Annotated in this window: 17 protein-coding genes and 2 pseudogenes; 10 read left to right on the top strand and 9 right to left on the bottom strand. The window is 43.4% G+C overall.

Features of this window, described 5'->3' with window-relative positions:
* Nucleotides 1–113 precede the first annotated feature (113 nt).
* Complete coding sequence (locus V5G28_RS24825) at nt 114–860, bottom strand: SAM-dependent methyltransferase (protein ID WP_332989120.1); 747 nt, start codon at nt 858–860, stop codon at nt 114–116.
* 251 nt (nt 861–1111) lie between these two features.
* On the opposite strand from V5G28_RS24825, the gene V5G28_RS24820 reads away from it, so the two are divergent.
* Nucleotides 1112–2629: an ABC transporter permease subunit gene (locus V5G28_RS24820; RefSeq protein ID WP_332989118.1), complete on the top strand. Its 1518-nt coding sequence runs from the start codon at nt 1112–1114 to the stop codon at nt 2627–2629.
* A 108-nt stretch (nt 2630–2737) separates the two neighbouring features.
* Here V5G28_RS24820 and V5G28_RS24815 read toward each other — a convergent pair whose 3' ends face one another.
* Nucleotides 2738–2935 (bottom strand): DNA-binding protein, encoded by a 198-nt coding sequence (locus V5G28_RS24815; protein ID WP_332989116.1) that lies wholly within the window; start codon nt 2933–2935, stop codon nt 2738–2740.
* 148 nt (nt 2936–3083) lie between these two features.
* Between V5G28_RS24815 and V5G28_RS24810 the strand changes: the two genes are divergently transcribed.
* The 4 genes from V5G28_RS24810 (at nt 3084) to V5G28_RS24795 (ending at nt 4844) form a co-directional block, all read left to right on the top strand.
* The gene (locus V5G28_RS24810; RefSeq protein ID WP_332989114.1) at nt 3084–4055 is read left to right on the top strand and encodes a transposase; all 972 of its coding nucleotides are present in this window, start codon (nt 3084–3086) and stop codon (nt 4053–4055) included.
* A 60-nt stretch (nt 4056–4115) separates the two neighbouring features.
* On the top strand, nt 4116–4274 hold the full coding sequence (locus V5G28_RS24805; RefSeq protein WP_332989112.1) for a hypothetical protein: 159 nt from the start codon (nt 4116–4118) through the stop codon (nt 4272–4274).
* 109 nt (nt 4275–4383) lie between these two features.
* On the top strand, nt 4384–4626 hold the full coding sequence (locus V5G28_RS24800; protein WP_332989110.1) for a type II toxin-antitoxin system HicB family antitoxin: 243 nt from the start codon (nt 4384–4386) through the stop codon (nt 4624–4626).
* On the top strand, nt 4626–4844 hold the full coding sequence (locus tag V5G28_RS24795) for a type II toxin-antitoxin system HicA family toxin (RefSeq protein ID WP_332989108.1): 219 nt from the start codon (nt 4626–4628) through the stop codon (nt 4842–4844). Before V5G28_RS24800 ends, V5G28_RS24795 begins: the two co-directional genes overlap by 1 nt.
* A 149-nt stretch (nt 4845–4993) precedes the next feature.
* Here the strand turns inward: V5G28_RS24795 and V5G28_RS24790 are convergent, their stop codons facing one another.
* Nucleotides 4994–6271, bottom strand: a complete 1278-nt coding sequence (locus V5G28_RS24790) for an NACHT domain-containing protein (protein ID WP_332989106.1) — start codon at nt 6269–6271, stop codon at nt 4994–4996.
* Nucleotides 6272–6430: 159 nt separating this feature from the next.
* Between V5G28_RS24790 and V5G28_RS24785 the strand changes: the two genes are divergently transcribed.
* From V5G28_RS24785 to V5G28_RS24775, 3 genes are all read left to right on the top strand, one after another.
* Nucleotides 6431–6649 carry a hypothetical protein gene (locus V5G28_RS24785; protein WP_332989104.1) on the top strand — a complete coding sequence of 73 codons (219 nt, stop codon included), beginning with the start codon at nt 6431–6433 and terminating at the stop codon, nt 6647–6649.
* A 425-nt stretch (nt 6650–7074) separates the two neighbouring features.
* The gene (locus tag V5G28_RS24780; protein WP_332989102.1) at nt 7075–8172 is read left to right on the top strand and encodes a sensor histidine kinase; all 1098 of its coding nucleotides are present in this window, start codon (nt 7075–7077) and stop codon (nt 8170–8172) included.
* A 541-nt stretch (nt 8173–8713) separates the two neighbouring features.
* Nucleotides 8714–10093: an aldehyde dehydrogenase gene (locus tag V5G28_RS24775; RefSeq protein ID WP_332989100.1), complete on the top strand. Its 1380-nt coding sequence runs from the start codon at nt 8714–8716 to the stop codon at nt 10091–10093.
* Nucleotides 10094–10338: 245 nt separating this feature from the next.
* Here V5G28_RS24775 and V5G28_RS24770 read toward each other — a convergent pair whose 3' ends face one another.
* On the bottom strand, nt 10339–10929 hold the full coding sequence (locus V5G28_RS24770) for a sulfite oxidase-like oxidoreductase (RefSeq protein ID WP_332989098.1): 591 nt from the start codon (nt 10927–10929) through the stop codon (nt 10339–10341).
* Nucleotides 10930–11088: 159 nt separating this feature from the next.
* Nucleotides 11089–11265, bottom strand: coding sequence for a 50S ribosomal protein L32 (gene rpmF, locus V5G28_RS24765; protein WP_041042509.1), 177 nt, complete (start codon nt 11263–11265; stop codon nt 11089–11091).
* Between the two features lie 306 nt (nt 11266–11571).
* Between rpmF and V5G28_RS36860 the strand changes: the two are divergent.
* A pseudogene (locus V5G28_RS36860) lies at nt 11572–13442 on the top strand (caspase family protein).
* A gap of 114 nt (nt 13443–13556) precedes the next feature.
* On the opposite strand, the gene V5G28_RS24750 reads toward V5G28_RS36860, so the two are convergent.
* Entirely contained in the window at nt 13557–13931 is a 375-nt protein-coding gene (locus V5G28_RS24750; RefSeq protein WP_096570345.1) for a Mo-dependent nitrogenase C-terminal domain-containing protein, read from the bottom strand.
* Nucleotides 13932–14578: 647 nt separating this feature from the next.
* On the opposite strand from V5G28_RS24750, the gene V5G28_RS24745 reads away from it, so the two are divergent.
* Nucleotides 14579–15775 carry an anion transporter gene (locus tag V5G28_RS24745; RefSeq protein ID WP_332989147.1) on the top strand — a complete coding sequence of 399 codons (1197 nt, stop codon included), beginning with the start codon at nt 14579–14581 and terminating at the stop codon, nt 15773–15775.
* Between the two features lie 697 nt (nt 15776–16472).
* Here the strand turns inward: V5G28_RS24745 and V5G28_RS24740 are convergent.
* The 3 genes and pseudogenes from V5G28_RS24740 to V5G28_RS24730 form a co-directional block, all read right to left on the bottom strand.
* Nucleotides 16473–18245, bottom strand: coding sequence for a ribonuclease J (locus tag V5G28_RS24740; RefSeq protein WP_332989095.1), 1773 nt, complete (start codon nt 18243–18245; stop codon nt 16473–16475).
* Between the two features lie 312 nt (nt 18246–18557).
* A complete protein-coding gene (dapA, locus tag V5G28_RS24735; RefSeq protein WP_332989093.1) occupies nt 18558–19442 on the bottom strand; it encodes a 4-hydroxy-tetrahydrodipicolinate synthase in 885 nt (294 codons plus the stop codon).
* 185 nt (nt 19443–19627) lie between these two features.
* Nucleotides 19628–20672, bottom strand: a pseudogene (locus V5G28_RS24730) (aspartate-semialdehyde dehydrogenase).
* Between the last annotated feature and the right edge of the window lie 702 nt (nt 20673–21374).

Here is a 21374-nt window from a genome sequence, read left to right as displayed (position 1 = left end):
ACAACATAAAGAAGAGTTTAGTTTCAACGAGTATGCTGGTATTATTAAACTTACTCAAGACCCTTTGGAGTATCAGCAGCGAATTAGGGCTGAGTAGCATTAGCTAAGTCACGTTATTTTGACTTGTTTGCTATCACAATCATTCGGCGACTATCAACCGCCAACGGTTCACCATCATATCCGTAGCCCTCTACTTCGGTGAAGCCCGTTTGCAACAGCCAATCGCGGATTTCAGGAAAGGTAAAATTGCGAACAAAGTACTCACCGCGTCGCACCTGTCCATCGCGAATGATAATACGCTCGCTATAGGTGCGATTGGTAAGCGCATCGTAGCGATCGCGTGTAAGCATATAATTGCCATCACGTTCAGTCACTAAGTCTGGGGTAAAATTTTGCAAGATGTAGCTCAGGTTCCGAATATCGATGAGCAATTTGCCCCCTACTTTCAGAGCGTCATACGCTTGGGCTAAACAAGAGCGATTTTCATCGTCATCGAAGTAACCAAAGGCTGTGAAGCAGTTGAGGATACAGTTGAAGCGATCGCAATTGGGTAGGGAACGCATATCCCCTTGAATGTACTCTACCTTAACGCCGTTACGCTCGGCATCAAGACGTGCTTTTTCTAAGAAGAAAGCCGTACTATCAAGCCCAGTCACATGATAGCCACGAGCCGCTAGCTGATTAGCAATCCGCCCATGCCCACAAGCTAAGTCTAAAATAGTCATCCCTGGTTGTAGATCTAGCAGTCGGCAAATCAAGTCAACTTCGTGTTGGGTGCGTTCTGGTGTTAACAGCGTTTCATAAAAGTAAAGATAATCATCCTCGAACACGCTGTTACCATCGAATGTATTTGCATCCATTTTAAATCTGATTTATAAAGTGAATTTTGAATGTGTAGGGACGACACTTGTGTTGTCGGGTTTATGCCGCACCGAAGTGTCCGTTGCTTGAGAAAATTTTACTATTATTAGAGCAATCGTGCTTAATCGGTTTTTTGTAAGTATTGTTCACTGAGACTACTGGCAAGGCAAATTCTACTTTTGAATCTCTCATAATTATGGAAAGCCAGTCACAAACTAAGCTTGAGTATTTTTAAAGAGGTCTACTGAATATGGCTGGATTGACTGGTATCCGTTGGCTACGTCAGCTAGTTCTTGGCTTAAGCTGTCTACTTCTGCTTTCAACTTGTAGTTTCTCGAACGGTCCCACTGCCGGTGGTAAAACACTTACGATTGCCACAGAACCAACGTATCCGCCTTTCGAGTTTCAGTCTGCAACTGGTGAGTTACAGGGCTTTGACATTGACTTGATGAATGCGATCGCCCAATCTGCTGGCTTTCAAGTTAAGTATCAAAGAATGCCCTTTGATGGTATGATTCCAGCGTTGCAGGCGCAAACTGTAGATGCGGCAGTTGCGGCGATGACGATTACTGCTCAACGGGCGAAGACAATTTCCTTCTCGCGCCCTTACTTCAAATCGGGTGTAGCGATCGCCACCCGCATAGATAATCAAAACATTACCAATTTCGACAGTCTTAAGAATAAGATTATTGGTGTGCAAATCGGGACAACCGGCGCACAGAAGGCTCAAAATATTCCAGGTGCTGAAGTTCGCACTTTTAATGATTCACCCTTAACACTTCAGGCATTACTCAACGGTAATGTCGATGCCGTTCTTAACGATCAAGTTGTGATCTTATACGGCATAAAAAGCGGCAACCTCAAGGGGCTCAAAGTGGTCAGCAGCCTGCTTACAGAAGAATTTTATGGCATTCCTACACCCAAAGGATCACCCTACTTACAAACGATTAACCAAGGTTTGGCAACGGTGCTGAAAAATGGCACTTACAGCCAAATTTACCAAAAGTGGTTTGGTATCCAGCCACCACAACTCCCAGAAAAATCACCCATTGAAAACCAGACTAGCGAAGGCGTATCTGAGCTATTAACCTCACTGGGCATCATCTGGAAATCACTACCCGTTCTGCTGGGTGGGGCTTTGATCACACTTCAACTCACGGTACTCTCGGTATTGCTGGGTACGCTTGCGGGTTCACTAATTGGGATTGTTCGCCTACATCCTGCTCCGTTTTTGCGCTCTTGTGCTAGGGGGTATGTGGAGTTCTTTCGGGGGACACCTTTGCTTGTGCAGATTTTTATGATTTACTTTGGGTTGCCTGCTGTCGTCCAAAGTTTTGGTTTTACCTTCAGCTTAAATCGTTTGGCGGCAGCGGTGATCGCCTTGAGTCTCAATAGCGCTGCCTACATTGCCGAAATTGTCCGCGGAGGCATCCAATCAATTGAGCCGGGGCAAGCAGAAGCCGCCCAATCACTAGGCTTGAGTTCAGTGCAAACAATGCGCTATGTGATCTTTCCTCAAGCCCTCCGCAGGATGCTGCCACCTCTGGGCAATCAGTTCATTAGCCTGCTTAAAGACACCAGCTTAGTCGCTGTCATCGGGTTTGAAGAGTTGTTCCGCAAAGGGCAGTTGATTGTAGCCCAAAACTATCGCTCGTTTGAGATTTACGCCGCTGTTGCCCTGGTTTATTTATTCCTGACGCTGCTTTCTTCCCAAGCGTTTAGTCGTTGGGAGCGATCGCTCAATCCCGTTAAGGAAAAAAGAAATTAACACTCAGTCGCGTGCAAATTGTGTAATCGAGGGCGATGGCGCTTTTCTCCCGCCTTTCCTGCGGTGCCGCTAGGCTTACGCCGATCGCCTTTAAGGTTAGATAACGCATTAAGCTAGCCGTTTGTACAGTTCACCATTTTTCTTAAGTACATACCCCATAGCATCTTGAAAGGATGCTTCTGGCTGTTTCACCAATTGTTCAATGCCCATTAGCACTAATTCTTCTATTGATACGCCAAGACGAGAGGCGGTTGCTTGCAGCTTGACTAAACGATCATCAGGAATGTGGATGGTGATGGTGTTCATTGCTAGCTAAAGCTTTGAGGATACGATCACTTTAGCATTGCAACTTATTTCATGATGTTGAGGCTATTTGAAAAGGCGATCGCTTGCTTTAGGGTAAGAGTACGTTAGCAAAGTTATTTATTCTTCAAATTCGACAATTGACAATGAGATGACCGAACAACGCACTGATTACGATAGTCCTTGGAAGGAAGTTATTGAAAGCTTTTTTCCGCGCTTCTTGGAATTCTTTTTCCCTGACGCTTACGCCGTCATTGACTGGGAACGAGGCTATGAATTTCTGGATACAGAACTGCAACAGCTAGAACCGGATGCAGAAATTGGCAAGCGACTCGTCGATAAAGTGGCAAAAGTTTGGCTACTTAATGGCGAAGAGGCTTGGGTATTGGTTCATGTGGAAGTCCAAGGACAGTATGACAGTGAATTTGCCCAACGGATGTACACATACAATTACCGCTTGTTTGACCGCCACCAAAAGCAAGTTATTAGTTTAGCAGTTTTGGCGGACGAAGAAGCTTCTTGGCGACCTTCGAGTTACGGATACTTACTCGGAGGATGTCGCGTCAGTTTAGAGTTTCCCGTGGCGAAACTTTTGGATTATGAGGCGCAGTGGGAAAACCTAGAACAAAGCACCAATCCCTTTAGTGTAGTGGTTATGGCGCATCTGAAAACCAAGGCGACGCACCGAAACCCAGAAAGTCGGCTAAATTGGAAATTGAGCCTAGTAAGAAGATTATTTGAACGGGGATATAGCCGAGAAGATATTCTGGGGTTATTTCGGTTTATCGACTGGATAATGGTATTGCCAGAGGAATTGGCGCGTAGTTTTAAAGCAGAAGTAAGAAGTTACGAAGAGGTACAGAGGATGCGGTATGTAACTAGTATTGAACGGCTGGCAAAAGAAGAAGGTATTGAGGAAGGAATGCTCCTGACAAATCGAGAAAATGTGATTAAGATTCTACAGACGCGGTTTGGAGTAGTCCCTGAGCCAGTTGTGAAAGTTATCAATGGCATCGATAATATGTCTATGCTGGAAACACTTTTCACAAACGCGATTACCATTGGTTCTATAGAAGAATTCCAGCAAGTTCTTAACGAGAGTACATTTGGGGGAGAATCATAAAAGGATGAAATTACCCTCATCCATTTTTTTTGTTTAAAGTGATGATGTAACAGTTAGACTTTGCATCGGAAGCAAACAATTATCTTACCTGTTAATAAAAAAATTGTAACTGATGAAGAAATGCGTCCAGTTGCAGTGTTGATTGATTATCAAGATTGGCAGAGAATTGAGCAAATATTGGAGGCTTATCAATTACAACAGAAAGAAGAGTTGAATTGAAACAAGTATGCTGGTATTATTAAACTCACTCAAGATCCTGTGGAGTATCAGCTGCAAATTAGGGATGAGCAGAGTTGACACAAGCTTTCATTATTATTGCACACAAATTATGCTAACGAAATACATACAAGCTGCTCTACTTAAAGCAAAATATAAGATTTTGTCAGATGATGGCACGTTTTACGGAGAAATACCCGAGTTCCAAGGTGTCTGGGCTAATGCAGATACTTTAGAAGCTTGTAGAGAAGAATTAGTAGAGGTTTTGGAAGAGTGGATTTTCTTACGAGTTTCTCACCATCTGCCATTACCTATAGTTGATGGCATTGAACTTTCAATCAAGAAAGTAGCATAATGCCTTCCTTCGGATCTATCAAGCGCCCAGACTTAATTAAATATTTGAGGCAACTAGGGTTTGAGGGGCCGTACTCTGGTAGCAAACATCAGTATATGGTCAAGGATGATATCACGGTACGAATACCAAACCCTCACAGAAGTGACATTGGTAAAGGGCTTTTGGCTGAAATATTGCGACAAGCTGGAATTGAAAAGGATGAGTGGGAACAGTTGTGATATTTAAGGGGCGATCCCTCAATTTTTCCTCCAGACCTGGAAGACTCTGCTCGTTTTTCGGAACTTCTTGAGAGAGTTCAAAAGACTAAGCAGGAACGTAGACGTTCTGATGTCTAGCGATCGCGCTTTCTCTTCCATAGGCGATCGCTTCACCTGTGCCGCTTTTCAATCTCCGCCATAGGCAACAGCAGCGTATCCTCAATTTCCAGCCTGACTTCGCGGCTGACATAACAATCGCTATTCAGGCAATCTATTAGTAGCCTATTAGCATCATTATACTGCTCGTGTAGTTGCCTCTGTTGATTGCTGAATTGCCAATTGTAAGCAATATTACGTTGTCTAATTATTCCTGTTCTTAATTGCTTAATCCAAGCCGAACTATTAGTTGCCCACCATTGTTGTTGTTGCTCGTTGCTACTACTTGGGTTAGGCAACTGACCTCTAAGTGAGTGAAATGCTTGCTCAATTTCCGGGTCAAGAATACAAACAAGGTCAAGTTTTTTCAGAAATAGATAATAACCGGAAATTAAGTTAGTATCCTTAGAGGAAATAAAGCCAGAAACTTTACGCCTAATTCCGAGTAAAAACGGGTTCATTTCGGCATCGAAAATCGTAGAGTTAAGTAGGTCATCAATGACAAAGTCAATAAAGTCTTCAAGCTCATTTTGGGGAAGATTACCAACGCCGTATATCTTGTTATCAATGAATTGACCAGGAGCGAGGATCTCTCTGTCGAGAGTATACGAAAGAATCCTATTAATACTGTGGATATTGGGATTATCAAGGGCAAAGTAGTGTGCACGAATGGCGGCTGGTTTGTAGGGAGCATTAACTGAACTGGATTTCTCAGTGACCCACTCCAAAAAACGCTGCAACTTCTCATCCTCTGTCAACAACCCATCAATCTTTCCCTTCATCAACCACACCAAATCATCAGCCTTCCTCATCATGCCAGCAGTCAGTAAAAAGACCTCTCGCCAGCGTTTTTGAGTAATATGCTCTACCAAATTTTTCCAAGCAGAATTAGCAACAATTTCCCTAGCAGCAAAATACTCTTGAAACGTCAGATGAGAAAAGGAATAAATACCCTTTGCTCGTTCCACCAGTAGCCCATGCTGTCCTTCAATCGACTTCAAAACGGCTTCACTGTCAAGTTCTAAATTCTTCGAAGGCTGATACTGTGCGTATCGTTTGCTCAGATACTCCCGCAAGCGGTTTTCTTTGACAGGACCACTGCCACTGATGCTGAATTTCTTGTATATTCCTGTCAGACAGCTACCGAGATTACTGTCGGAGATATTAAGCGCTTGAGTAACTTGGACTCGACTCTTCCCACGACCAAATCTTTCCAGAAATACTTCCTTTTCTCTTTGCGACAATTCACTATATTGTTCCAGTTGCGTAAGGAAGTTTTCTGGTAACGACATATACCTTATCTCAAATCGCCTCAAAGTTCAGTTTAGCTAAGTTTTCTGGGAAATTTACCCTTAGTCAAGATAAGTCAAGGTAAGTCACTGCAAGTCAAATAAATAACCACAAAAGAAAATTGCGACAGTGAACTCAGTCAAGCAACTGAGGCGATCGCAATGCTGGAAATTATCATTAATAAATCTGTTGAAATTATTCTTGGTCTGCTACTAGAGAAGTTTTGGGAATGGGTGCTGAAAGAGCGCAACCTCAAACGCCTCAACCTCTTGCTGAAAAAGCAGATTCTCTTCATGTACTTCCATTGGGTTTTGCTCAAAACACCGCTAAAATCTTTACCTGAGCAACCACAACAAAATACTTCCGAAACACAAGGATAGTATTGATAGAGAGGATAGCAAGGGGCTAAAGCTGTTTTTCTTGTGGAATGGGCGTCTCACCCCTTCTACACTGCCCACTCCACAACAGCGATATAGTATAAAAGCGGGAGTCTAGAACAACAGTAACTCTCGCCTAGGCAATTTTATCTACAACTGGATACCAGCCTACTGATACAAAAATCGTAACCTTTATCGCCTGTGTGTTGTTCTAAAATTCTACGAGCCATGATTGAATTAGCTTGTCATTATTTCTGGCAAACAGGAGCAGCATTCAACCTCTAAAAAAATAAAGACTAAGTTGAGAAAATTTTAGAGTAAAAAATGTTTCCTCCGTAGGAAGTCAACGTAAGTAAAAAATGACAAAAATAATACAAGTCTAGCTTTGTATACACTCATCTAGTTTTACTGCATCTGTTCTATGCTGTATGTCTAAATCTTCTAACTCTGATAAGATTCTGGTTGTAGATGATTCTCCTGATAATGTCTTTCTAATTAAAACCATTTTGGAGGAAGAAGGCTACACAGTTAGCACGGCAGAAAATGGTGCTTCAGCATTGGCACAGATTGAAACATCGGCTTGTGACTTAGTCTTGCTGGATCTGATGATGCCGGGTATAGATGGTTATGAAGTCACCAAGCGTATTCGCCAAAATATGGCATTGCCATTTATCCCAATTTTGCTCATTACCGCCCATGACTCACCCAACGTCGCTCAAGGATTAGACTTGGGTGCTGACGATTTTATCCGCAAACCTGTCACAGTAGATGAATTGCTGGCGCGGGTGCGATCGCTCCTCCGTCTCAAGCACAGTATAGATGAACGCGATGAAATCGCCCGCCAACGACAAGATTTTGTCTCCCGCCTCACCCACGACTTACGCACACCCCTAGTCGCAGCGGATCGGATGCTGTTGCTCTTTCAGGAGGGTGCTTTGGGAAATCTGTCAGATCAAATGCAGGAAGTCATAGAGATTATGGCTCGCAGTAACAGCAACCTGCTGGCTATGGTAAATACCTTGCTAGAAGTTTATCGCTTTGAAGCAGGTCGTAAAACCCTGGCGTTTCAACCTGTTAATGTCAGCCAGTTACTAGAAGAAGTCTCTGAAGAATTAAGTTCTTTGGCAGCACAAAAGGAACTTGCAGTCAATCTGCATTTGGGTGAAGATTCAGGGATTAGTAAAGTGATGGGCGATCGCCTAGAACTGCATCGGCTATTCACCAATCTTATAGGCAATGCTATCAAATTTACCGATACCGGGTCAGTGACTATCCGCATCACCCCAGCGACTGCTTCAGATGAACATATTACCGTTGAAGTAGCAGATACAGGTCCAGGTATTCCTGCTGAAGAACAAGCAACTTTATTTGAACGATTTCGCCAAGGAAGTCACAAGAGTTCTGGTAGTGGCTTAGGGCTGTACCTTTCTCGTCGAATTGTCGAAGCACATCAAGGCACTATTCTCATGAATTCAGAAGTGGGCAAAGGGAGTGTGTTCACAGTACGTTTGCCTATCAAACAGTAATCATTATCGCTTATTCGAGATTAGTTATAAATAAGATATAGGCAAACAGCCCACCGTGACCAAAACAGTGCTGAGTGCTGAATGCTGAGTACTGAGTGAGATAAACTCAGATCTTGCACCTAAGAGTTCACCCGCTAGAGATTGAAATTTCACAGCGAGTAGCGCAAGTCCACTCAAGTGGACTGAAAAGTTTTTCAATTAAGGGTTTGAGTCAGTTTAAACTGACTTGAGCTATTAGCAGGGAAATTGATTTCCGGGCGGGTCGGTCGGAAGTTGCAAGATCTCAGATAAAGGAAACTAGGGGAAATTCACATCTTCCACCAAGCTTTAAAACCCTTATTTTTTGCCCCCTCCTCGCTTGCGGTGAGACCAGTGCTGCAGGAGGGTTTCCCTCCGCAGGCAACTGGCGAACCCGAAGGGGGAGGGGGTTGGGGGGTGGGGTGCATTCCGGTGAGGGGAAATCTTACTCAGTATTCATAGCTCAGAACTTAGAACTTAACTGGCTAAGGGTGGGTTAATTTTAGCTACCAAGGACAAAAAGATGATTGCTCAAGAATTATCAATTGCCGATATCATCCGCAAACAGCGTGATTTTTTTAAGACTGGTCAGACAAAAGACGTTAATTTCCGACTTGAACAACTCAAAACTTTAAAACAAGCAGTTACTGAGAATAAAGAAGCGATTATCAACGCACTAAAAGCGGATTTGAATAAACCAGAATTTGAGAGCTATGCTACAGAAATTGGAACAATTCAAGAAATTGACTATGCTATCAAACATATCAAAACTTGGACTAAACCTCAGAAAGCACCAGTTTCCCTGCAACTATTTCCTGGTTCAGCAAAAATTTATCCTGAACCGCTAGGAGTGGTTTTAATTATTGCTCCTTGGAACTATCCATTTCATTTAATTATCTCACCATTGATAGGTGCTATTGCCGCAGGCAACTGTGCAATTCTCAAACCTTCAGAACTTGCACCCCACACCTCTCGTCTTTTAAGTCAGATGATGGAAAAATATTTCGATCCGGCTTATATTGCTGTGGTAGAAGGAGGTGTGCAAACAAGTCAACAACTCCTGGCAGAAAAGTTTGATCATATCTTTTTTACTGGTGGTACAGCTGTAGGCAAAATAGTCATGGAAGCAGCCGCAAAACACCTGACACCCGTGACTTTGGAATTGGGCGGCAAAAGTCCTTGCATTGTAGATTCTGACATCAATATCGAACACACCTCCAGACGCATTACTTGGGGAAAGTTTCTCAATGCTGGACAAACTTGTATCGCACCTGACTATCTTTTAGTTGATAAAAAAATCAAAGAAAATTTGTTAAATGAAATCCAAAAACGTCTGCAAGAATTTTATGAAGATAATCCTGCCAAGAGTTCTGATTATGCTAGGATTATCCATCAAAAACATTTTGACAGGTTAGTTAGCCTCTTGAAAGATGGCGAAATTCGCATTGGGGGAGAAACTAATCCTTCAGAACTTTATATTGCTCCCACAGTGCTTGATAATGTCTCCTTGACAGACTCGGTAATGCAGGAAGAAATTTTTGGTCCGATTCTTCCTGTCATTGAATACACAGATATAACAGAAGCGATCGCCCTAATTAACTCTAAATCAAAACCCTTGGCTTTGTACTTATTTTCTAATAACAAAAACCTGCAACAACGAGTCTTGCAGGAAACCTCATCTGGTGGAGTTTGTATTAACGACACAGTGATGCAGATTGCTGTTTCATCGTTACCATTTGGCGGTGTAGGTGATAGCGGAATTGGCAAGTATCACGGTAAATTCAGCTTTGACACCTTTTCCCATTACAAAAGTGTCCTGCACAAATCTTTTCTGCTGGACTTCAAATTGTTATACCCTCCCTATAAAGACAAGTTGTCTACACTGAAGCGATTTATTGGTTAACAGTTAGGAGTATGCGTGAAGAGTGAAGAATAAAAATTGATAATTCACGCGGTGTGCGACTTTTTCTTAAGCCCCCTTTTTAAGGGGGTTGGGGGATCTAAAATCTGGGTTACATCACGTGAAGATCCCCCTAACTTGAGAAAGGGGGAACAAAATAAAGTTGCACCGAAGCGTTAATTCATAACTTCTAATTAATGTAGAGACGCTTTCATTCGGCGCGCCTCTACAACTAAAACCCAAAACCACTAACTATATCGTTCCTCCGCCCAGGGTTCACCACGGCGGTGATAGCCATTGCGTTCCCAAAAACCCGATTCCTCGCGTTCTAGAAATTCCAAACCATTAATCCACTTGGCACTTTTCCAAGCGTAGAGGTGGGGAACGACAAGCCGCAATGGACCACCATGTTCTGCTGGTAACGGTTCTCCAAAGACTTTAAAGGCAAAGAAGTTTTCTTCCCGCACAAAGTCTTCCAATGGGATATTGGTAGTATAGCCACCATAGCAGTGTTCCATAACGTGAACAGCTTTGGGGTCTACCTCAATGAGCTTCATAAAGTCTGTAACCTTGATACCAGTCCACTTGACATCAAGTTTCGACCAGCGCGTGACACAGTGGAAATCTGCTGTGAATTCGTGCTGGGGAAGCGCCATAAAGTCTGACCAGGTAAAGGTTGCTCCTTTTGCCAAACCCCATACCCGAAACTCCCATTCATCTGTGGTAACTTGCGGAGTCGCACCGTAAGTTAATACAGGAAATCCCTTAGTCAAGTACTGACCAGGAGGAACGCGATCGCTCTCTTGGTTTGTAGGCTTTTGAAAAAATTTTCTTACCATAGTCACAGAAAAATAGCTTTTCTGAAGACACTCTAATTTTTATAGGGTTATTTGTTAATCAGTCAGAGGTGATAGTTAGTCATTAGTCAATAGTCATTGAGTCAAAGGACTCTAGACTTTTGACTATGGACTCAAGCCTCAGGACTTTTAACTTAGGAATTATGATTCCTCTTCTTCCTCTTCTTCAGCTGTTGGATAAACAAATGTAGAACGTCCAGTCAAAATAGACTTGCCCAGAGAAAGAGCTTTCTGCGCTTCAACTGCGGCTTTGTGCCTCCATGTAGCTCGACGTTTGTCTCGTTTAGACTTGGATGTTTTCTTCTTTGGAACAGCCATTGTAACGGGTACTGCAAATATAGACAACCTTTTTATTCTAAAGCATACAAACAAATGCAGTGAGTCCTTGGGTACAAATCACTATTTTGCTTGCGTCGATGGTGCAGGAGGAGCCAAGTGTGGGGGAACATTCATAGATCCAGTCCTTCCCCTTGGAGCAACAGCACCCAAATTGAGGTATTGCTGGGACAGTACTGGTGATCTGTGGTTTAGCTAGATAGACTATTAGACGTAGGTTAGCCTTGTTTTTTTCACAAAGCCAACCACTACCAAAAGGCAAGTAAACAAGGAGTAACAAAAATCGCGATGGCAAATAACTGGGCGATCGCAATTGGCATCAATCAATATCAGTTCTTTCAACCTTTAAGTTGCGCCCAAACAGATGCCGAGGCGGTCAAAGATTTTTTGGTAACACAAGGTGGTTTTTCGCCGCAACAGTGTCTGCTGATGACAGAGACTTCGCCACCGTTTCGAGAGAAGTCTACCTATCCCACTAAAGAGAATATTTTCCTGTTGTTTGAAGATTTAGCAGCCGCTTGCTGGCGACCACAAGACCGATTGTGGTTTTTCTTTAGCGGTTATGGCGTCAACTACAAGGGACAAGATTACTTAATGCCAGTCGAAGGTGATCCCAATCGCATCGAACAGACGGGTATAGAAGTGCGAGCATTAATGCAAAGTCTGCAAGTTGCTGCCCTTGATGCATTGCTATTGTTCGATATTAACCGTGCTTTTGGAACCCACGCAGATGCTCGCGTTGGCAAAGAAACGATAGAACTAGCCAAAGAACTACAAATTCCTATTATTCTTTCTTGTCAACCAGACGAATTTTCTCACGAAAGTAGCGAACTAGGTCACGGATTCTTTACAGCAGCGCTGTTAGAAGCTTTGCGTTATGGCAATCGTACCAATTTGGCGAATTTAGAAAAATACCTGAGTGTTCGCACGCCAGAACTATGTCAACACTACTGGCGTCCCACACAAACCCCCATCACTATTTTTGTATCAAAGCCGCAGGTTCCCTCCCCGCAATTGGAGGAGAAAAGCGAACCAAGAGTCAAGGAACTAGCAGAAGTAGGGGTAAACAATACTCTTTCATCACCCCATCACCCCATCACCCCAGTTCCCCATCTCCCCATCTCCCCAGCTCCCCAGCTCCCCATCTCCCCATCTCCCTCATCCTCCTCACTCCCCTCACTCCCTCACTCCCTCATCCTCCTCATCCTCCTCACTCCCTCACTCCCTCACTCCCTCATCCCCCTCATCCTCCTCATCCCCTCTATCCCCACAAAAGGTCATCAAACAACCAATTCTTGCCTGACCTTCTACTGGGGAGCATAGCTACAATCCTTCTTCTATGCTTAATCGTGGTTGTTTTGTTCCGCGATCGCCCTTTCTTCAAGTTAGCCCAGATATTACCAGCGTCCTCCAAGCCTGCTAGCAATAACACAAAGGTAGTTAAAGTATCACCAAAACCCAGCCCCACAGCATCACCAATCGTACTAGCCCAACCAGAAATCCAATCAACTCCTCAAGTTACTTCTAGCTCACAAGTCACTCCAAGTGCTGACGAATCGAAACAGCGTAACCAAGCACTGTTGGAATTGCAGAAAATGTCCCTCAGCCCAACTCAGGCTAGCGATTTGAGGCAAGCTATTAATACGGCTCGTAAAATTCAGCCAGGTGATCCCCTGTACACACAAGCTCAAGACAACATCAAGATTTGGAGCCGCATAACTTCAGATTTAGCCCAAGATCGTGCTAAGCAAAAACTATATGCGGGTGCTATCTCAGCAGCACAGTTAGTCCCCAAAGACCAACTTGTATACGCAAAAGCACAAACATCTGCTCAGCAGTGGCGGCTAGAAGCAAAACAGTATGTCAGCAATACAACCCTTATCGATGCTGCTGTTGGCTTAATTCGGTCTGGACAGGCTTCTAGCTACAATCGCGCTATAGAAGTTGCCAAAAAAGTCCCACAAGGTGAACCAGGGTTTGATGTTGCCGAAAAATCTATTCGACAGCTGGAGTGAAAATATTTTGCAGCTTGCTAAAACAAGTCGCCCGAAGAAGAATTTCAAGCCGCAATTGCAACCGCTGCTCTAGTTCCAGAGGGAACAGCCGCATATAAAAAAGCGCAAAATGCAATTACAGAATGGGAAAAAAACAGTCAATAGTTATGAGCTATTGCTAGTTGTTAGTTGTTAGCCGTTGGCTACGAGTTTTTGTACCAACCACTAACTACTAACGACTAAACAGTCTGGATGAGTCCTTAACAAGAGGCTCATTTATCAGCAGTATTGTGTGACATCCTCGCCACATTCATCTGCTAGATAGCACAGCGCTCGAAAACGTAAGCCAACGACTTCTTCATATACGGGGTTGAGCTTGCACATTGGCGGAATATGAAACAAGGTTTTACCCAAAAATTTCACATCGCGCTCAAAGGGACACTGGGAAGGAATCACCTTGCACAAGCGATGAGCAAGTTGGCGATCCCGAACTTGAAAGTTCTCTAACCAACGGCGTATGGGTTGGAGGATATCAATTTGAGCCTTGGCGGAAGGACGGTGCTGGTGGGTTTGTTGAGCATCGCCTTGTGCTTGATTTATCAACACCCAGCTTGCCAAGAAAATGTTTTTTGTGGTATTATCGTATACCTTCATGGTTCACTCCTCTATTTGATTGAGGCTCTTGAACTGCCTGATGAACATCTACAACATTGCCACGACGTGTTCGGGAAGAATGTTGTTCTGACTAAGATGCAATCTGATGATTTGTCTCATCTGATGATTTCGTAGCTACTGGCCTCAGTACCTGTTCTATATTACGTCAAATTAACAATAATTTCCTTTTCCTCGGAAGTATGGTATGGATATCTTGTTTATAACTTGACACAGATAAAATTATAGTAAAGACATCTACCTTTAGGTAGAGGACAACGTATCATTTACATAAACTTCACAAAACAGCTTTACCAGTATTTATGCTTAAGTTAAAATACTGTTTTTTTGTATCAGGCAGTTATGAGCTATTAGGACAACTGCGTAAATTCTACATTGACAGTAACCTCTAAATATTACATCCTTGCTACCAAAAAAAAACTTATATGTAAAAGAGGTTAAGTAGGAGATACATAGAATAAACCAAAGAAAATTTGGCAAAAAAGGCAAATTACCATTTTTTAAGAGTTCATTTTCCGTGATTTCAGCCAGATTCTCACTCGTAGTTTAGAAGTGGTAATCTTGCATTGGAATATGAGTAATTTTGCTGATAGCTGTATCGCTGCTGTGAATAAGTTGATAAATTTGTGATTCTCCTGCGACAATTTGCAATCTATAGTGTGTTAGGGCTGACTTACCTGGGGTTAGCACTGGGTTATCTACCCGGTTTACGCATGAACCGTGCCACAATTGCCCTAGTTGGTTCTGCATTTCTCATTGCTTTGGGTGTTCTGAGGTTGCAAGAAGCATGGGATGCGATCGATGCTACCACCATCGTGTTTTTGTTAAGCATGATGGTTGTGAACGCGAATCTATCTTTTGCTGGATTTTTCCCAAGAGCGCTGTCAGTGCTGTTGAGTTTCACCCGCAGTCCTTTAGGCTTGTTAATCGCCTTAACTTTTTCCAGTGGTATTCTTTCCGCCTTTTTTCTTAATGACACCTTGGCGCTGATTTTTACACCACTGACTTTGAGCCTGACAGAAGCTCTAAGTTTGAATCCAATTCCCTATTTACTTGCACTCGCTGGCGCAACAAACGTTGGTTCAGTAGCCAGCTTGAGCGGTAACCCGCAAAACATTCTCATTGGCTCTTTCTCAGGCATCCGCTACATCGATTTTCTGCGGGCGTTAGCTCCCGTCGCCGTGATAGGCTTGACAATTCAGGTGGGATTACTATGGCTACTTTACCCTGAGGTGCGCTCAACTCAACCCAGCGAGCAATTACTCCTTGGGAAGGCACGTATCTTCAAACCTCTGTATCAAAAAACCATTATCATCACTACCGGGCTGCTTGTCGCCTTTGCTGCAGGCTTACCCCTTGCAGTGTCTGCCCTAGTTGCTGCTGCTTTATTGCTTATTACTCGACGTATTAAACCACAGCGGATTCTCAAAGAGGTGGATTGGAACTTGCTAGTGATGTTTTCTGGACTGTTCATCCTCACGAAAGCGACCCAGAAATTGAACTTGTTGCAACCATTCACTTATGCAGTCAACTCTTCTGCTGGTCTAGTGAGCGTCACAGCTATTCTGTCTAACCTGATTTCCAATGTTCCTGCTGTACTCTTGCTGCAACCCTTGATTCCTAAAGATGATACTCAGTCTTGGCTATTGCTTGCAGCCGGCTCAACCTTGGCTGGAAATTTAACTTTGTTTGGTTCAGTCGCCAATCTGATCGTTGTCGAAGCAGCTACTGAGTTAGGCTACAAGCTGACTTTTTGGGAACATCTCCGCTTTGGGTTGCCACTGACGGTGTTAACTCTACTTCTATTATACCTGTGGATTCACTGAATATATGTAGTGACTGATGGAACGTGCTATTGCGCTTTTAAAGAGCAGGGCATGATGCTGGGGAGAACCAAAAACTATGAGGATTAGCAGTCGGTACTTGAGCGACCAGAATCACATCACCATTCGTATCTATTACCCAACCCTGCGCTTCCACAATTTGAGTGGGGGAATTGACATTATTGAGTAGGACAGCCTCTGTTGTATTCTGACCTTGTGGTTCTTAGCTTGGGACTGTCACTAATCAGCTAGTAGTTTATGTCATTGATTTTGATATGTTCATACGGGTCAGATCCTCGACAACTTTTACGAAGTCGGGGATCTTGTAACCCATTAGAATTAATGAAACAGACCACTAGTACCGCAAGGCGGAAGTCAAAAGTCAAAAGTCAAAAGTCAAAAGTATTATGGAATGGGCTTTTTAGGGATTTTAAATGGTGAACCAGCGCTGCAGGAGGGTTTCCCTCCGTAGGCGACTGGTGAACCCGAAGGGTTGCCCTATTTACGCCGAACTGTACTAGTAGTCTGCCAGTGTTAATTTGATGAATTAACCTAAGCATAGAAACCCAGTTTCTTTAAGAAACCGGGTTTATTGAACCCTTCAAGTGAAAATTGACACAGTACTAGAACGCACCATAATTCAAAGATTCGTTACGTCCTTTTAATGTTCACTGAGTCATTCCCACTCAGCTAGCACTTCTTACGATGCAACTTGAGCAGCAGTACGAGTACGACGCCTTCTTCCATCACTAACTTTTACTGGTGGCTCATCAGGAATTTGCATCAGCAAGGTTACAGATGGTTGACAATGCAGTTCCTTTCGCAAAGAGCGTGCTAGTTCCCGCTCCAAAACCTCTTGTAATCCACCCCAGTCTACCTCTGGCTGGTCGCCATCAAAAGAAGGGGCAAATGCTGACCAGCGCACGGTGAGGATTTCTTCGAGCCGCTGTTGTATCCACTTTTGCAGCAAGGAGCGCTCGACGCTCGTCACAACACCTCGCAGGTGAATTTCTGGCTTCGCCATCAGCTTGCCATTCCAATCTATTGCCGTCGCAATTGTGACAATTCCTTCTTCTGCCATACGTTGCCGTTCTTGCAGCACTTTGGCGCTCACCATACCAGAACCGGAAGTATCCACCAGTTCTAGACCAGCTGACACTTTACCAGCAACACGCAGGGATTCCTCAGTGAGTTCGACGATATTCCCATTCTGAATAATCACCATGTTTTCAGCGGGAATACCCATACTCTGAGCCGTTTGGGAGTGCTTCACCAGCATCCGATGTTCCCCGTGAACTGGTAAGAAGAACTTCGGTCTAGTCAGAGCAATCATCAGCTTTTGGTCTTCCTGACATCCATGACCGGAGACGTGAATTCCTTTGTCCCGACCATAGATAACGTTTGCCCCCTGCATCATCAATTTATCAATGATGGTGACTACGGCGATCGTATTTCCAGGAATTGGGTTAGCTGAGAAGACTACCGTATCTCCTTGTCGGATTTTGATGTGGGGATGTTCTTGATTAGCAATTCGGGTCATTGCTGACATTGGCTCACCTTGAGAGCCAGTAGTCAAAATCAGCACATTTTCCTCAGGAAGATTGCGGACTACGTGCAACGGCTGGAATAGATTATCTTCACACTTGATGTAACCTAGATTGCGGGCATGGGCAATCAAGTTGAGCATTGATCGTCCTACCACGCTGACGACGCGGTTATACTTCTGCGCTAGCTGCAAAATCATGTTAATGCGATGCACGCTAGAGGCAAAGGTGGTTACGAACAGTCGCCCACTGGCTTGACTGAATACCCTGTCTAGATTTGGAAACACAGAACGTTCTGAAGGCGTAAATCCTGGGACTTCTGAGTTCGTTGAGTCGCTCATCAAGCACAGTACACCTTTTTCACCGTGTTCCGCGAGCCTTTGCAAGTCAAAATGCTCACCATCCACAGGCGTGTGGTCAAATTTGAAATCCCCTGTGTGGATAAGTACACCAAGAGGTGTATGAATCGCGACAGTGAAGCTATCAGCGATGGAGTGGGTATTGCGAATGTATTCTACAAAGAAATGTTTGCCAATTCGCACCAAATCGCGGGGAACGACGCTTCTTAACTCTGTGCGATCGCGCACCCCCGCTTCTTCCAATTTGCCCTCTAGCATTGCCAGTGCTAATCTGGGACCGTAAATCACGGGAATGTCAAATTGCTTCAAGTGAAAGGCTATCCCACCGATATGGTCTTCGTGACCGTGGGTCACAATCATGCCTTTAATTTTATGGCGATTTTCCCGCACATAAGTCATGTCTGGAAGAACAATATTGACTCCATGCATCCCGTCTGTGGGAAAAGCCAATCCTGCATCTAACAAGATAATTTCGTCGTCATACTCGAAAACACAAGTATTTTTACCAATTTCATGCAAACCGCCCAACGGAATGATTTTTAGGGCGGCTAAAGATTCGTTTTTAGCCATTTTCTCCTTAGATTGTTCTTTGTCGTTAAAAATTTGAAATTTAGAGATTGTTCTTTGTCTTTTTAGATGTGGAATTTAACGCTCTTGTAAAACTCACAAGACAACCAATCTATGAAATCACTCTCAAAACAGTTGAATTTTTATCAGATATTCAATTGTTGTTTAATTAATTGGGCTTTAAAAGCTCAAAATTCATCATCTATTGATTCAGTCGTAGCACAGGCTTTTCACCTGGATTTTTGTAAAATTACGCACCAACTTTTTATAAATATCTTCCACTAACGAGCCCTGAGCGCCTTCAACAACTTGCTGCTAAATTAGACCTAGCTCTTTGAGAACCACTTCTAACTTACGACTGACTTCTGAGTCAGCTTCGCACAAGGGCGGACGAGTTGAACCAACCTCCCAACCTAAAAGTTTCAGTGCTTTCTTGACTAGGATAGGGTTTGTAGTTGCAAACAAAGCTTTAAACAGAGGGAAGAATTGGAGATGTATTTCCCTGGCTACTTCAGTTTCACCCGCATCAAAGGCTTGAATCATCTTTTGTAGTTGGTTTCCTACCAGATGAGAAGCCACACTGACGACACCCTTCGCCCCTATTGCTAACAGAGGCAAAGTCATGTAATCATCTCCAGAGTATATCTGGAATTCTTTTGGCGTCAAGCGACGGATTTCACTTGCCTGGTCTATACTGCCGGTAGATTCCTTAATTCCGACAATATTGTCAATCTCTGCTAACCGAGCAACTGTTTCTGGTTGAAGATTTTGACCGGTACGACCAGGAATATTGTATAACAGCACTGGTAGGTCAGGCGTAGCTTGAGCGATCGCCTGAAAGTGCTGATAAAGCCCCGCTTGCGGTGGTTTGTTGTAGTAAGGAACAACATGCAATGCGCCATGTACTCCTATTTTAACCGCCTTTTGGGTAGCGGCAATTGCTTCTTTGGTGGAATTGGAGCCACACCCTGCTATCACAGAAGCTTTTCCCGCCACCGCCTGCAACACCACACAAAACAACTGGTATTCTTCCTCCCAACTCAGGGTAGGAGATTCTCCCGTGGTTCCACAGAGCACGAGTGTCTCCGTACCGTTGTCAGCTAGATGTGCTGCCAGTGCTGCTGCTACATCATAATTAACACTGCCGTCTTCTTTAAACGGCGTAATCATAGCGGTTAGAACTCTGCCAAAATCTACCACCCTCTTTTCACTCCTAAATATTCCTCTTTGTTCTTTGTTTTTTTGGGTTTTGGTGGTTTTCTATTGTAATAATCTATCTGACTATTACTTTCTTTGCTTTAGCAAGCGCCTTAGTCCTTTATCATTTCTCTTTGTCATAAGTCATTTGTTCTTTTTCTCATACCCATGACCAAATAACTGATGACTTATAACTTCTGACTAACAGCTACCGCCCCTTTAAGCAGATTTTTTTCTACTAATAACTCAGCAATTTGTATTGCATTCAAAGCTGCACCTTTACGAACCTGGTCACCACATAGCCACAGTTCTAAGCCGCACGGGTGAGAAATATCCTGACGAATTCTCCCTACCAAAACTTCATCTCGACCTGTCGCTTCAATTGGCATAGGAAAATGATTTGCCTTCCAATCTTCCACCAATTTCACACCAGGTGCTTGACTTAGAATTTCTCTTGCCTTATCTGGACTAAATGGCACCTCAAATTCTAGGTTAATCGCTTCCGAATGGCTACGAAGTACGGGAACCCGTACACAAGTTGCAGTAATTCTTATATCCTGATTGCCAAAAATTTTACGAGTTTCGTTAACCATTTTTATTTCTTCCTCGCAGTACCCCAAATCGTTCAATGGGGTGTTGTGCGGGAAGACATTAAACGCTAAGGGATATGGAAATACTTCAGCAACAGGTTCTCTACCTTCTAAAATGGCGCTTGCTTGGGTTTTCACTTCTTCCATTGCTTGAGCACCAGCGCCACTAGCAGATTGGTAAGTTGCAGCAATCAGACGCTGCACTGGTGAAACCTTGTGTAGGGGCCACACTGCTAGTGTCATCAAAATCGTCGTGCAGTTAGGGTTGGCTATAATGCCTTTGTGGTCAGATGCAGCTTGCGGATTCACTTCTGGAACCACCAAAGGAACTTCTGGGTTCATGCGAAACGCACTGGAGTTATCAATCACCACAGCACCAGCCGCTACAGCTTTTGGTATCCATGTTTTCGATGTGGAACCGCCTGCCTTGGCACCAGATCCACATTCTCAAAGGCTTTTTCGCTGACTGCCTCTACAGGCAAATTTTCCCCTTAAAAGGCAGCGATCGCCCTGCACTGCGAACGGAAGCCAATAACTTTATGTCAGAAACAGGGAAATTTCGACTTTCTAATAATTCCAGCAACTCTTTGCCAACGGCACCAGTCGCTCCCAAAATAGCTACACGGTAGGATTTAACAAACAGGCTTCCTTCCTTACATGTTATTATGTGCAATTTGTTGTAAAAATTCAAAGTTTAAATGGCAATAGCAGACATTCAATAAAAACTTTTTAATAGTTTGATTATTTTTTCCAAATGATTGTAATTCTTAATTTAATACATTTATTTTGTTACTTATCCTGATTTATGTTGCAATTTATAATTATTTCTGAATCAAATTGGGACTCGCTTAAAATATCTATTATACAGCAGACTATCTTTCAACGTCAGCATGACACAAGCTTGATGCATATTAGCTCCAGACAGGTATTGGTGTCTTTAAGATGCGTTCGTCTTGATGATTGGTGTACTATGATTCAAATGGACTGAAACCACCAAGGTCATCAGCGAGAGCTTTCAGCGAGGCAGCAGCTAAGCATAAGCTCTCGCTCAGTCTTATAAGGCAGCTAGCACCAACGTTACAACAATGGAAATGCAAACTCCTAGTTCAGAAACAGGATATCACGGTGTTAACCCTTTGGTAAAAAACAATTTAGAGTTGAAATTGCTAAACTAGTTAGCGCTAAAATGTCAAGAACTTTTAGCAACTAAAGGGTAAAGGATCAAGGATGCACTAAGAAGCAATAAACAGGATACAAGCCCTTGGAGAACTCCGTCGAGAAAATCTTTACTGTGTTGTATCCTTGTCTAGAGGCACCGGATTCAGCAAGAAGTGGATACTTCTAA

Source organism: Scytonema sp. PRP1, assembly GCF_036697665.2.
Classification (GTDB): domain Bacteria; phylum Cyanobacteriota; class Cyanobacteriia; order Cyanobacteriales; family Nostocaceae; genus Kalymmatonema; species Kalymmatonema gypsitolerans.
The sequence above is the reverse complement of the archived record's forward strand: the minus strand, read 5'-3'. Positions and strand labels throughout refer to the sequence as shown.